Origin of the sequence: Flavobacterium sp. MMS24-S5 (genome assembly GCF_050320125.1) — a bacterium.
Taxonomy (GTDB): domain Bacteria; phylum Bacteroidota; class Bacteroidia; order Flavobacteriales; family Flavobacteriaceae; genus Flavobacterium; species Flavobacterium tyrosinilyticum.
In genome coordinates this window covers 1,480,480-1,492,445 of sequence record NZ_CP190016.1, presented here as the reverse complement: position 1 = coordinate 1,492,445, position 11,966 = coordinate 1,480,480, and the positions used below count along the sequence as shown (strand labels likewise).

17 protein-coding genes are annotated in these 11,966 nt (G+C 33.3%); 8 read left to right on the top strand and 9 right to left on the bottom strand.

Going from position 1 to position 11,966, the window contains the following annotated elements; translation table 11 throughout:
- Positions 1-26 precede the first annotated feature (26 nt).
- The 9 genes from ACPWTF_RS06640 to ACPWTF_RS06600 form a co-directional block, all read right to left on the bottom strand.
- Positions 27-392 carry a four helix bundle protein gene (locus tag ACPWTF_RS06640; RefSeq protein ID WP_427874898.1) on the bottom strand — a complete coding sequence of 122 codons (366 nt, stop codon included), beginning with the start codon at positions 390-392 and terminating at the stop codon, positions 27-29.
- A 96-nt stretch (positions 393-488) separates the two neighbouring features.
- Positions 489-1,031, bottom strand: coding sequence for an IS1096 element passenger TnpR family protein (locus ACPWTF_RS06635; RefSeq protein WP_125719847.1), 543 nt, complete (start codon positions 1,029-1,031; stop codon positions 489-491).
- A gap of 188 nt (positions 1,032-1,219) precedes the next feature.
- Positions 1,220-1,819 (bottom strand): HPP family protein, encoded by a 600-nt coding sequence (locus ACPWTF_RS06630; protein ID WP_427874897.1) that lies wholly within the window; start codon positions 1,817-1,819, stop codon positions 1,220-1,222.
- 84 nt (positions 1,820-1,903) lie between these two features.
- Positions 1,904-3,238 carry a chloride channel protein gene (locus ACPWTF_RS06625; protein WP_427874896.1) on the bottom strand — a complete coding sequence of 445 codons (1,335 nt, stop codon included), beginning with the start codon at positions 3,236-3,238 and terminating at the stop codon, positions 1,904-1,906.
- Positions 3,239-3,565: 327 nt separating this feature from the next.
- Positions 3,566-3,955 (bottom strand): SMU1112c/YaeR family gloxylase I-like metalloprotein, encoded by a 390-nt coding sequence (gloA2, locus tag ACPWTF_RS06620; RefSeq protein WP_379796822.1) that lies wholly within the window; start codon positions 3,953-3,955, stop codon positions 3,566-3,568.
- Positions 3,955-4,530 carry a sugar O-acetyltransferase gene (locus tag ACPWTF_RS06615; protein ID WP_427874895.1) on the bottom strand — a complete coding sequence of 192 codons (576 nt, stop codon included), beginning with the start codon at positions 4,528-4,530 and terminating at the stop codon, positions 3,955-3,957. Before ACPWTF_RS06615 ends, gloA2 begins: the two co-directional genes overlap by 1 nt.
- Positions 4,531-4,533: 3 nt before the next feature.
- Entirely contained in the window at positions 4,534-4,728 is a 195-nt protein-coding gene (locus ACPWTF_RS06610; protein WP_427874894.1) for a YciI family protein, read from the bottom strand.
- 7 nt (positions 4,729-4,735) lie between these two features.
- Entirely contained in the window at positions 4,736-4,993 is a 258-nt protein-coding gene (locus ACPWTF_RS06605; RefSeq protein ID WP_427874893.1) for a hypothetical protein, read from the bottom strand.
- A gap of 158 nt (positions 4,994-5,151) precedes the next feature.
- Complete coding sequence (locus ACPWTF_RS06600; protein WP_427874892.1) at positions 5,152-5,610, bottom strand: DinB family protein; 459 nt, start codon at positions 5,608-5,610, stop codon at positions 5,152-5,154.
- 141 nt (positions 5,611-5,751) lie between these two features.
- Here ACPWTF_RS06600 and ACPWTF_RS06595 point away from each other — a divergent pair, with 141 nt between their 5' ends.
- From ACPWTF_RS06595 to ACPWTF_RS06560, 8 genes are all read left to right on the top strand, one after another.
- Positions 5,752-7,917: a TonB-dependent receptor gene (locus ACPWTF_RS06595; RefSeq protein ID WP_427874891.1), complete on the top strand. Its 2,166-nt coding sequence runs from the start codon at positions 5,752-5,754 to the stop codon at positions 7,915-7,917.
- Between the two features lie 271 nt (positions 7,918-8,188).
- A complete protein-coding gene (locus tag ACPWTF_RS06590; RefSeq protein WP_427874890.1) occupies positions 8,189-8,602 on the top strand; it encodes a DUF2141 domain-containing protein in 414 nt (137 codons plus the stop codon).
- 37 nt (positions 8,603-8,639) lie between these two features.
- Entirely contained in the window at positions 8,640-9,260 is a 621-nt protein-coding gene (locus ACPWTF_RS06585) for a hypothetical protein (protein ID WP_095930994.1), read from the top strand.
- Positions 9,261-9,281: 21 nt separating this feature from the next.
- The gene (locus tag ACPWTF_RS06580; protein ID WP_095930993.1) at positions 9,282-10,619 is read left to right on the top strand and encodes a 2TM domain-containing protein; all 1,338 of its coding nucleotides are present in this window, start codon (positions 9,282-9,284) and stop codon (positions 10,617-10,619) included.
- Entirely contained in the window at positions 10,619-10,942 is a 324-nt protein-coding gene (locus ACPWTF_RS06575; RefSeq protein WP_427874889.1) for a 2TM domain-containing protein, read from the top strand. The genes ACPWTF_RS06580 and ACPWTF_RS06575 overlap by 1 nt, the downstream gene beginning before the upstream one ends.
- Positions 10,923-11,252: a 2TM domain-containing protein gene (locus ACPWTF_RS06570; protein WP_427874888.1), complete on the top strand. Its 330-nt coding sequence runs from the start codon at positions 10,923-10,925 to the stop codon at positions 11,250-11,252. Before ACPWTF_RS06575 ends, ACPWTF_RS06570 begins: the two co-directional genes overlap by 20 nt.
- Positions 11,253-11,254: 2 nt before the next feature.
- A complete protein-coding gene (locus ACPWTF_RS06565) occupies positions 11,255-11,560 on the top strand; it encodes a 2TM domain-containing protein (protein WP_379796804.1) in 306 nt (101 codons plus the stop codon).
- Positions 11,561-11,573: 13 nt separating this feature from the next.
- Complete coding sequence (locus tag ACPWTF_RS06560; protein WP_427874887.1) at positions 11,574-11,966, top strand: 2TM domain-containing protein; 393 nt, start codon at positions 11,574-11,576, stop codon at positions 11,964-11,966.

Here is an 11,966-nt window from a genome sequence, read left to right as displayed (position 1 = left end):
TGCTGAGGTTCTAAGTTGCTAAGGTACTAAGGTTTGGTTCTATCTTTTATTTTTTTAATAAAAGAAACTAACATTCTTTCTACTTCGCGGCTGTCCTCGTATAATTTGTTAAAATCGTCTTCTTTTAAATAAAATATATTTTTAGCGATCTCTAATTGTGTTTGCATTTCAAATAGAGAGCCAATAGAAATAGTTAAAAAACGTAAAAGTTCTTTGTCAGTTTCTCTTCCATATCCTTCGGCAATATTGCTAGGAATAGAGATCGAGCTACGTCTAATCTGTGAAGTTAGTCCAAAGACTTCTTCTTTAGGAAATTTGTTTGTTAAGGAATAAATTTTGGTAATTAAGGTCATGGATTTCTGCCAAACCAATAAAGTTCTAAAATTGCTCATGTTTAATATTTTTAATTCAAAGAATTAAAAATAAGAAAAAACTTTCAAAAAATAAAACCTTAGTAACTTAGCAACTTAGAACCTCAGAACCTTAAATTAGTTCCAATTTTCCTCAAATCCATAATCTTCGAAGCTGTCATCGCCTTCGAACATGTCAAGATCGTCTTCGTCTAGGTCGTCTTCAAATTCTCCGTAGATGTCATCATGCATGTCATCGGCTTCAAAGTTTTTTTCGATAGCATCTGCTGGCATTTCACCGTGAGAAAACAAAGTTTCTGGGTAAGTAACTCCAACTTGTTCATCTTCAACGGCAGCCAATTCAACTAAGAAAGTCCACATACTGATGAAGTCATAAACGTAGATAATTTTAGTATTTTCTTTGTCTAAAATACTAGATAACGGATAATCGTTCATGGTTCTTATTTCGCCAGGAACATCTCCTGTATCGAAAAGCGGAATTTCATCTTCTTGATTCCAAGTATCGTCACAAGTATAAAATGAAGCCACTTCTGATCCGTCAAAGCCAAAAGAGTTGAAGATTGCATTGTGTAAATCCTCAAGAGTATCTTCCTCAAGAATAGCAATGTCTCTAAAAATATCTTCTTCGGCGTCTAGAATAACTCTAAATTTATAAACCATAATCTTTGTTTTTATTGAGAGGTCAAAGGTAAAATATAAAAAACGAAATACGAATTGTGAATTACGATTTGTTGAAAAGATTTTAGAAAATTGATTGTCAATAGTTTGTCAGGCTGAGCGAAGTCGAAGCTCTTTCCCAATTGGAACGCCCTTCGACTTCGCTCAGGGTGACATACAATAGCATAAAACTATTTTCTCGCCAGTCTTTTTCTAATTTTATGATAATGTTTGTGATAGGTGCTGTGGCTTGGATAACTTCTGCTTGAAGTCATATTATTAAAAATCAAAGCCGTGAAAAGCAATATCATAACTCCTGTAAAAACGGGAGAAAGCACATACATATAACCTAAGGCTTTTACTTTTTCTGTTCCGATAACTGCAATTAAAGCTGTTGCTCCTCCAGGCGGGTGAAGCGTTTTGGTAATCTGCATTAAAATAATGGCTATTGAAACCGCTAAAGGTGCTGCAATCCACATAATGTCTGGAACTAGTTTATGAACCGTAACGCCTACAAGAGCAGAAATTACGTGTCCGCCAACTAAATTTCGCGGCTGAGAGAACGGACTCTGAATAATTCCGTAAACCAAAACACTCGATGCTCCAAAAGAACCAATTAAATAAACGGCATCAGGCCTAGAAAAATGTATGGATTGTACATAAGCTAAAATTCCGATTCCAACGAAAGAACCTAAAAATGACCAAAAGTGTTCCTTATAATCTATTAAAGTTTCTTTGTAAAGAATGTAACGTGTTTTGCGATAGCTTCTTTTTATTTTTTCAGTTGGCATTATTGTGGTATTATATTTTACTCGTTATGCTTTTAAATATACTTTGCTGTACGTTTTTAATTCCAGATTATTATTAATCTGAAATTATTTAACTAAACTTGGAGAATAACTATAAACGGTATACGGATAAATTGTTTTTGCAGTGTATTTTGAAATTAAACAAACTACAAGAATTGGGAAAAACAAAGTATAATCGTTTGTTAATCCGCAAACCAAGAATATTGCTGTAAAAGGCGCATGAATACTTGCACTAAGAACCGCAGCCATTCCGATAATCATAAAGTTAACCGGAATTACATTTACATGGAAAAAGCTGTTTAAGATCGAAGCCAATAATAATCCTAAAAATGCTCCGATGAATAAACTTGGAGCAAAAACACCGCCATCACCTCCAGAAGCCAATGTTATTGAGGTTACAATTGGTTTTAGAATTAAAATTCCGATAAATGTTAAAGCCAAAGTTATAGTCAATTGGGTTTGAGGTGCGTTTCCAAAAATTCCTTTAATGGCGTGATAACCTTCTCCATATAATTGAGGGAAAAAGAATAAGGAAATACTTAACACCGCTGAACCTAAAATGATTTTGTAATAATGGGTGTCGATTTTACCAAATTGTGATTTGAAGAATAAGACACAACGTGTTAGGTAAACCGAATTCATTCCAGCTAAAATTCCTAAAAGAATGAAGTACGGAATTGCTTTTAAATTCCAAGTTGCAATTGAAACGGCAAATAAAGGTTCTTCTTTTAAAATCGTTAATAAACCAAATGCAATAGAAACCGCGATTAAATTTGAAATGATAAATGCACGGCTTACTTTTCTAGAAATTACTTCGAAAGCAAATAAAACTCCCGCAATCGGACTGCTGAAAAGTGCCGTAACTCCTGCTGCAACTCCCGCACATATTAATTCTGTTTTGTATTGACGGAAAACATTTTCTTTTTCATGCGCAACAGATCCAATAGTTGCTGTAGCGACAACGGTAGAAACTTCGATTCCTGTTGAACCTCCAAAAATAACAGTTAGTAATCCGTTTATGAAATGCGACGGAATTTTATAAGATGGAAGATTTTTAGATTTTGATGCTGTGCTTTCAAAAACTTCTTTGATTCCTTTATTTTCTTTTTTCTTAAAAAGATATTGCCTTAAAAAATAAATTACCGATAATCCGAAAACTGGAAATACGATATAAAAAATAGGGTGTACCGATACTTCGTGAAAGAAGATTTCTTCGTAGTATTCTGTTATTTTTTTTAATGAAATTCCGAGAAAGGCAGAAAGAAAGCCAATTAAGATAGAAACAATAACTAATTTTCGGAGTTTAATTAATTGATGATTTTTTTTGATTTGCGCCGTTTTGTTCATCATTATAAGTTTGAGAATTCCGCATTTTTTTCTGCGGATTACAAAATTAAGCATCAAATTCGGTTTTTTCTAGGAAATATTCATTTTAGTGTGTTAAAATCGATATAAACAGGAAAATTCTTTCGATATGTGATTTTGCCACAAAGGCGCTAAGGCATAAAGTTTTTTTAAGTTTTCTTGTACAGCGAATAGAATTGCCTCCAGCTTTAGCTGGAGGTATAAAATTTGAAAAACAAAAGGCTTTAGCCAAACAATTCGCTTATTTGGCTAAAGCCTCTTCAGTACGATTCTTGTAATCATCCAGCTAAAGCTGGACGCAATTCAATTTTAAATGCTTAAAAAAAACTTAGCGTATTAGCGCCTTCGCGGCAGAAAAAAAGCCTAACGTTCATAAAACTCAATCGGCAATAAATCAGGATCTGCAATAAAAGTAAAACGTTTTTCAGTCGTTTCATCAATTCTGATTGGTTCTGATTCTATGTTTTTAGAAGTTAAAAAAGCAATTGTTTCTTCCAGATTAATAACTTCAAAAGCCAAATGTCTTAAACCAACAGCCTCAGGTCTAGAAGGTCTTTTCGGTGGATCTGGAAATGAAAATAATTCAACAACATACGAACCATTTAAAGCTAAATCTAATTTATAAGACTGGCGTTCTTCGCGATAGATTTCTCTAATTATGGTTAAACCTAAAATCTGTGTATAGAAGTGTTTCGATTTTTCGTAATCGGAACATAAAATAGCAATATGATGAACTTTATTAAGGGTAAGCATTATTTTTTTGATTCAGGTTCTTGATTTAATTTTCGGATCACTTTAGCAGGATTTCCAACAGCCAGCGAATTGTCTGGAATATCTTTTGTAACCACAGATCCAGCGCCAATAACACAGCCTTTTCCTATTGTTACGCCTGGGCAGATAACAGAATTTCCGCCAATCCAGCAATCGTCTCCAATTGTAACAGGATAAGCATTTTCTAATGTTTTTCTTAATTCAGCGTCAAGCGGATGTGAAGCGGTATAAATTTGAACATTTGGCGCAATAAATACATTAGAACCAATGTTTACCGGTGCGCAGTCCAAAACAACACAATTCACGTTAAAATAAACATTTTCTCCAGCAAAAATATTATAGCCATAATCGCAATGAAATGGCGGTTCAATATATAAACCTGCTCCAGCATTTGGAATCAGTTCGTTTAAAATCTCTTTTGCTTTTTTAGTAACTCTATATTCTTTTACATTTAAGCTGTGTAAAAGGTTTTTTGCGGCGCGACGGCCTTTTAGTAATTCTGGATCAAAGGCATTATAATATTCGCCAGAGATCATTTTTTCTTTTTCTGTTTTCATATTTTACATTTTCGTCTTGGCAATTTTGTCGTGTATTTTTACAGTTTCCTGCAAAGCTGCGGTGCAGTACCAAGGCGTTAATTCGGCTTCGAGTAAATTGGCCTTTATGGCTGGATCAGTGGCAACAAGAGCTTTGGCTTCTTCTATGGTTTCTACATTAAAGATGTAAATACCACGATAATTTCTGTCATTTTTCATGAATGGTTCATGCAACAACCAGTTTTCCTTCTTTGGCTAATTTACCAATGTTTTCCATGTGACCTTCAAAAAGTTTTTTGGTTTCTTCTTTAGAAGCGGTTGTATTGCTTCCCGATTTTAAAAGACAAAAAACATATTTCTTCATTCCGTATTCGTCGGCATGGAGAGATTTCGCGAGGTTTTCATCATATTTCACTTCAGTTTCTTGCGAAAAACCGATTGCATTAAAAACCAAAAATGCGAGAACAATTAGTGAATTTTTCATCTAAATAATTTAAGTTTAAAAGAGATATTTTTTAAAATTGGTCTCATCTTGTCATTTCGACGAAGGAGAAATCGCGCTAGAAACTCTACAACGAAATTCCAATCTATGTTGAGCTACTAACGGAGATTCCTCGTTCCTCGGAATGACATCGCAACGTATTAAAGCAATTTCTTCAAAATAACAATTTGTCCCAAATGATAAACATCATGCTGAATAATCCCGTGAATGTGTTCGTAATACGTATGACCGTTATTAACATAAATCTTCGATAAATCTTCGTCATTAAAATCGTCAAAAAAAGCATTCCAAGAGTCTTGAGATTTTGCTAAGGTTTGAAGAGATTGTTCCCATGCAGCTTCAGAAGGATCTAAAACAGGAACAAAATAATTATGATCTGGAGTAATAATTACTTCGCCCTGCATGCGTTCTAAAATATTTCTTCTCCATTGAATCAAATGATTTACAATTTCCCAGATGGTATTCAGGTTTGGGTTTATTTTTCTGTAAGCTTGCTCAGCTGTAACATTTTTTAAAGTATTGTCTAAATTAACTTCAAGCCATGGATTTCCATTATAAATAGACTGATATAGATTTGAAATTCGTTTACTTTCTGACATAAAATGATGATTTTGGTTTTCCTAGCTAAGATACAAATTAGTATTTTACAACTCATCCTCGAAAATCTACAATTGGGTTATTATATATTTTTTAACGTTTAATGTTAAAATACATTTGCTTCATCAAAAACCAAAGATGACATGAAAACCAAATTATTTTTTACCCTTAGTTTTTTATTTTTTACTGCAGTAATTTTTGCTCAAAATACAATTTCAGGAAAAGTAGTAGATCAAAAAGGAAAACCAGTTGCAGGTGCAAACATATATATTGACGGAACTTACGATGGAGCAACAAGTTCTGAAACTGGAGATTTCTCTTTTGAAACGACAGAAACAGGAAACAAATTTTTAGTAGTGAGCTTTTTGCTTTTTGAAACTTTCAAACAAGAAATTGATGTTGCCAATTATAAAGACCAAACGGTAAAATTAAGAGAAAATGTTAATGCTCTAGATGCGGTTGTGATTACAGCAGGAACTTTAGAATCTGGAGACAAGGCAAGAATTTCTGTTTTAAAACCTCTAGATATTGTTACAACAGCCGGATCTGCCGGAAATATCGTGGCGGCATTACAGACTTTGCCAGGAACGCAGTCAGTTGGGGAAGACGGACGTTTATTTGTACGTGGAGGTGAGGCAAGCGAAACTCAGACTTTTGTTGATGGAATTCGTGTAGCACAGCCTTACGGTGCAACAACAAACAATTTGCCAACAAGAAGCCGTTTTTCTCCTTTCTTGTTTAGCGGAATCGCATTTTCTACGGGTGGTTATTCTGCAGAATATGGAGAAGCTTTATCGAGTGTTTTGCTTTTAAATACTCAAGATGAGGAAGATCATGAAAAAACAGATATAGGATTAATGACGGTTGGTTTGAGTTTGGGTAATACACAGAAATTCAAAAAAAGTTCTTTAAGCGTAAATATGGCTTATATCAACTTGGCTCCTTATCAGGCTGTGATTCCGCAAAATGTAGATTGGAATAATCCGTATCAATCGCTTGGAGGCGAAACGGTTTACAGATACAATTTTACAAATGGAATTTTTAAATTGTATGCTTCATTCGATTCTGAAAAATTCGATTTAAATCAGAAAAACGTCAATTTCGAAAACCCGATTCGAACCGACATGAACAATAACAACTTCTATTTGAATTCTTCATACAAAGGAAGTTTTGGAACAGGATGGCAGATTACTTCTGGGGTTAGTTACGGTTACAGCAAAAACAAACTTAAATATGATATCACGGGAGTTGATAGTCAGGAAAATGCAGCTCAGTTGAAATTGAAATTAAGCAAGAAATTTTCAAACTATTTTAAATTGTCTTTCGGAACGGATTATTTTATTACAAAATACAATGAAAATGTAGCCGATAATATTGCGCTTGATGTTACAAATGGTTACGATTCGAACATTTTTGCAGCATATACAGAAGGGGATGTTATGTTTTCTAAAAAACTAGCTTTAAAAGTAGGTTTGAGATTTTCTAATAACAGTTTGCTAAACGAAAACCATATTGCGCCAAGAGCCTCATTAGGATATAAAGCTTCAAAAAGCAGTCAGTTTTCTTTTGCTTACGGAGATTTTACTCAGACGCCAGTTGTAGATTATATTAAGTTTTCTAAATACCATCAGTTTGAAAGCGAAAAGGCAAGTCATTATATTTTGAATTATACGTTTACAAGACCTGGGCAAACCCTTAGAGCAGAGGCTTATTACAAAGATTATAGCAATTTGGTGCAGTATGATACAAGAGATATTCAATACAATTCGGTTTTCAATAACAACGGATCGGGTTATGCAAAAGGATTGGATATTTTTTGGAGAGATAGCAATTTGTACAAAAACTTAGAATATTGGATTTCCTACTCTTATATCGATTCAGAAAGACAATATAAAAACTTTCCTTACATGGCAACTCCAAGTTTTATTGCAAATCATAATTTATCTGTTGTAACGAAATATTTTATTACAGATTGGAAATCGCAAGTTGGTTTTACAAACAGTTTCAGTACAGGACGTCCGTACAATGATCCGAACCAGACGCAATTTATGAACGGAAAAACAAAATCATATAATAGTTTGAGTTTTAACTGGGCGTATTTATTAACAACACAAAAAATCCTTTATTTCTCGGTTTCAAATGTGTTAGGAACACAAAATGTTTTCGGATACGATTATGCTAAAAATCCAGACCCAAGCGGCGTGTATCAAAGACAAGCCGTGGTTCCAACAGCAGATAGATTCTTCTTCGTAGGTTTCTTCTGGACAATCAGCCAGAATAAAAATGAGAATCAGTTGAAAAACTTGTAGTTTTTGGTATAGATGCTAAGTTGCTAAGATTCTAAGATACTAAGAGAAAAACTTAGAATCTTAGCAACTCAGAATCTCAGAAACTTAAAAAAAACAATTCAGTAACTAAAATCAACAACTCAGTAGCATTTAATTTTAAAAGACTAAAAACCAGCATACTTTTGAAGTGTAAATTAAAAAAGTCGCTAAGAGGCTAAGTAAAAAAGCTTAGAATCTTAGCAACTCAGAATCTCAGAATCTTTAAAAAAAACTTAGTAACTAAAAAAAAATCATGACCAAAATTATCACAATAACCATCTTATTTATCTGCAGCTTAATGTCTGCACAAAATGCAAAATTAACTGTTGCTGTTTCAGGCTTAAAAAATGATACAGGAGTTGTAAAAATAGGATTATACAATTCAGACGGAACTTTCCTTAAAACAACTTACAAAAGTTTGGCTTCGGAAATTAAAGACAATAAAGCAGTTGTAACTTTTGATAATCTTCCTGCGGGAGAATATGCAATTTCTACGTATCATGATGAAAACAGTAACCGAAAGCTGGATAGAAACGCAATGGGAATGCCAGTAGAAGAATATGCAGCTTCAAACAATGCAAAAGGATTTATGGGCCTCCTTCCTATCAAGATGCTAAATTTAATGTCAGTAAAGATTCAAAAATTGAAATTGTATTCTAAAAAATAAATAATCTATATAAACAAAACCATTAATAATTTATAAAATGAAAAAAATCATCACTTTAATCGCACTATTTGTAGTAGTAATAAGTTCAGCCCAGACACAATTTGAACAAGGAATGAATAAAGCATTCGGACTTTGGAAAGAAGGAAAAAATACAGAAGCTTCTGCTTTATTTGAAAGAATTGCGGCGGCTGAAAAAAACAGTTATCTGCCCAATTATTATGTAGCTTTGATCAATGCGACAGCTGTATTTACAGAAAAAGACAAAACTAAAATCGATTTATTATTGACAAAAGCGCAAGATGCATTAGATATTGAATTGATAAAGGATCAAGCAAACTCAGAGCTATACGTAATGCAGGCTTTAATTTATACAGGATATGTTGTAGCCGATCCAATGACAAACGGGATGAAATATTCTGGCAAAGTGATGGAAGCTTACGCGAAAGCAAAAGCGCTAGACCCAAACAATCCGAGAGCTGTTTTTGGTGAAGCAGATTACCAATTAGGAGGAGCAAAATGGACAGGAGTAGACACAAAACCTTTATGCGCGCAAGTTGATAAATCTATTGAACTTTTTAATACTTTTAAACCAGCTACACCTTACGCTCCAAAATGGGGATTGGATAGAGCTTTAGAAATTCAAAAAACTTGTAAATAATTCAATAGTTTATAAAACATTATGATATTAAAACCTAATTTGTTAAAAGCATGCTTCGTTGGAGGAATAGTATTTTTATTTTCTTTTCTAATTCGGTTCGCCTCTTTAGGGACAGCAGTTTTTACCAAGAATCTTTACATTTATTTCTTGTACTGCATGCTTTACAGTGTGGTTTTGTATATCGTAAACGTTGTTCTTTTTGAGTTTTTAGATAGGGTTTTCAGAGAAAATCCATATTCGCTAAAGAGAATTTTAATTGGTTTTGCAAGTTCGTTTTTAATATCGATGATTGTAATTGGAGTATTGCGTTTGTTTACAAGTGTAATAATCGAGAATAAAACAATTATAGGTTTTCTTGCCAATGAAAAAGCAGAAAATTATATCGAATCTGCGGTAATGACTTTTATTGTGCTTTTGTTTTTTCATGGACTTAATTTTTATAAACTCTATCAGGAAAATAAAGTAACTCAGCAGAAAATTATTGCAGGAACGGCAAATGCCAAATTCGAAAGCTTAAAAAATCAGATCGATCCGCATTTTCTTTTTAACAGCTTAAATGTTCTGAGTTCTTTAATAGAAGAAAATCCAGATAATGCGCAGCGATTTACAACTTCTCTTTCTAAAATTTATAGATATGTTTTAGAACAGAAAGACAAAGAATTGGTTTCGGTTGAAGACGAATTGTCATTTGCAAAAACCTATATGAATCTGTTGAAAATGCGTTTCGAAAATAGTTTGTTTTACGAATTGCCAACAGAAAATATCAATCCAGAAGCCAAAGTGGTGCCGCTTTCTTTACAGCTATTGCTGGAGAATACTGTAAAACACAATGTAGTAAGCGAGCAAAAACCGCTTCATATCAGAATTTTTATTGATAAAGATTATCTGGCGATTCAGAATGATCTTCAGAAAAAAGAAGTTTTGCAGGACAGGCAAGGAGTCGGATTGCAAAATATTGTAAACAGATACGGAATTATAACAGATAGAAAAGTGAAAGTTGATCAGGATGAGAAAAATTTCACTGTTAGAATTCCAATTTTAACCAAACAAATTGCGGTTATGGAAATGAGTGCAGAATATACCGACGAAGCAAAAGCTTACTATAGAGCCAAAAAAAGAGTAGAGGAACTGAAAGGTTTTTACGGAAATTTAATTTCATATTGTTGTGTGATTCCGTTCTTGGTTTTTATTAATCTAAAATTTTCACCAGGATTTCAATGGTTTTGGTTTTCAGCTTTAGGCTGGGGATTTGGAGTTGCAATGCATGCTTTTAAAGTTTTTGGATACAGCTCAGATTGGGAAGAAAGAAAAATTCGCGAGATTTTAGAGAAAGATAACAAACAAAAAACGTGGAAATAATGGAAAATAATTTCACAGAAACAGTTCGCTATTATGATGCTCAGAAAAAAGTAAAAGAGATAAGAGGATTTTACGAGCATTTGACTGTCTACGTTTTATGCAATCCAATTGTAATTGTTGTAAATTATATGACTTCTCCAGAATACCTTTGGTGGATTTGGTCTGTAATGGGGTGGGGAATAGCTATAATCTTGCACGGACTGAAAGTTTTTGGTCTTCCGCCTTTCTTTAATAAGAAATGGGAACAGAAAAAGATTCAGGAAATTCTAGAAAAAGAAAATAAACAACGATTAGAAAATAGTCATGGAAACAAATTTGAGTAACGATCAAGAAGAAATAATACTGCAAGAATTAGCAAGTAAAAAAGTAATTCAGCTGAAATCTTTTTACAAGCATTTGTTCATTTACACTCTTGCACTGATTGTTTTTCTTTTAAAAGAATACACCAATCTGCCATTGCAATTTTTTCCGATAAAATATCTCAATTGGGTAGTTGTAATTATTTGGTCGGCTGTTATAGTGGGTTCTGCAATCGATTTGTTTGCTTCCTATAAGATTTTTGGACACGAATGGGAAGAACGAAAATTGAGAAGCATTTTAGAAAAAAAATATAAAAAACAAAAATGGGAGTAATCATGGAAACGAATTTAAGCGAGGAAGAAAGATATATTCAGGCAAGAAAAAAAGTCGAAAACTTAAAAGGATTTTATGGCAATCTAGTTGCTTATATCTTGGTAAATGCAATTTTGATTTTTATAAATCTTTATACATCACCTCAATATCTATGGTTTTTTTGGCCATTATTGTGGTGGGGAGTTGGAGTAGTTTTTCACGGATTAAAAGTATTTGAGGTTTTTCCAGGAATGGGTAAGGAATGGGAAGAAAGAAAAATCAGAGAGTTTATGGAGAAGGAAAAACAGAATAAAAACAAGTGGAAATAATTAAAATATAGTTATGGGACGTTTAAGAAGACAATTCTATGATGAATTAGGAAGAGAATATGAAAAGCATTATGGGAAAGAGTATAGTCAGGATGAAAATTATAATGCCGCTTATATAAGAGTAAAAAAACTGAAAGGATTTTACTCACACCTTAAAGTTTACATTATTGTCAATATCATCATCATTGTATCCAGTTTAACCCGAGATAATTCTAATGTAGGATTGGACTTTAGCGGTTTGACGGAATGGCACACGTACTCTACTGCACTTTTCTGGGGAATTGGTTTACTAGCTCACGGATTATCTGTATTTGGAACTGATTGGTTTTTTGGATCAGATTGGGAGAAAAGAAAAATCCAAAAATACATGGAAAAAGATACCGCAAATAAAAATAAATGGGAGTAA

Coding starts and splice junctions, on each gene's coding strand:
- ACPWTF_RS06640 (WP_427874898.1), bottom strand. CDS start 392: ATGAGCAATTTTAGAACTTTATTGGTTTGGCAGAAATCCATGACCTTA.
- ACPWTF_RS06635 (WP_125719847.1), bottom strand. CDS start 1,031: ATGGTTTATAAATTTAGAGTTATTCTAGACGCCGAAGAAGATATTTTT.
- ACPWTF_RS06630 (WP_427874897.1), bottom strand. CDS start 1,819: ATGCCAACTGAAAAAATAAAAAGAAGCTATCGCAAAACACGTTACATT.
- ACPWTF_RS06625 (WP_427874896.1), bottom strand. CDS start 3,238: ATGCTTAATTTTGTAATCCGCAGAAAAAAATGCGGAATTCTCAAACTT.
- gloA2 (WP_379796822.1), bottom strand. CDS start 3,955: ATGCTTACCCTTAATAAAGTTCATCATATTGCTATTTTATGTTCCGAT.
- ACPWTF_RS06615 (WP_427874895.1), bottom strand. CDS start 4,530: ATGAAAACAGAAAAAGAAAAAATGATCTCTGGCGAATATTATAATGCC.
- ACPWTF_RS06610 (WP_427874894.1), bottom strand. CDS start 4,728: ATGAAAAATGACAGAAATTATCGTGGTATTTACATCTTTAATGTAGAA.
- ACPWTF_RS06605 (WP_427874893.1), bottom strand. CDS start 4,993: ATGAAAAATTCACTAATTGTTCTCGCATTTTTGGTTTTTAATGCAATC.
- ACPWTF_RS06600 (WP_427874892.1), bottom strand. CDS start 5,610: ATGTCAGAAAGTAAACGAATTTCAAATCTATATCAGTCTATTTATAAT.
- ACPWTF_RS06595 (WP_427874891.1), top strand. CDS start 5,752: ATGAAAACCAAATTATTTTTTACCCTTAGTTTTTTATTTTTTACTGCA.
- ACPWTF_RS06590 (WP_427874890.1), top strand. CDS start 8,189: ATGACCAAAATTATCACAATAACCATCTTATTTATCTGCAGCTTAATG.
- ACPWTF_RS06585 (WP_095930994.1), top strand. CDS start 8,640: ATGAAAAAAATCATCACTTTAATCGCACTATTTGTAGTAGTAATAAGT.
- ACPWTF_RS06580 (WP_095930993.1), top strand. CDS start 9,282: ATGATATTAAAACCTAATTTGTTAAAAGCATGCTTCGTTGGAGGAATA.
- ACPWTF_RS06575 (WP_427874889.1), top strand. CDS start 10,619: ATGGAAAATAATTTCACAGAAACAGTTCGCTATTATGATGCTCAGAAA.
- ACPWTF_RS06570 (WP_427874888.1), top strand. CDS start 10,923: ATGGAAACAAATTTGAGTAACGATCAAGAAGAAATAATACTGCAAGAA.
- ACPWTF_RS06565 (WP_379796804.1), top strand. CDS start 11,255: ATGGAAACGAATTTAAGCGAGGAAGAAAGATATATTCAGGCAAGAAAA.
- ACPWTF_RS06560 (WP_427874887.1), top strand. CDS start 11,574: ATGGGACGTTTAAGAAGACAATTCTATGATGAATTAGGAAGAGAATAT.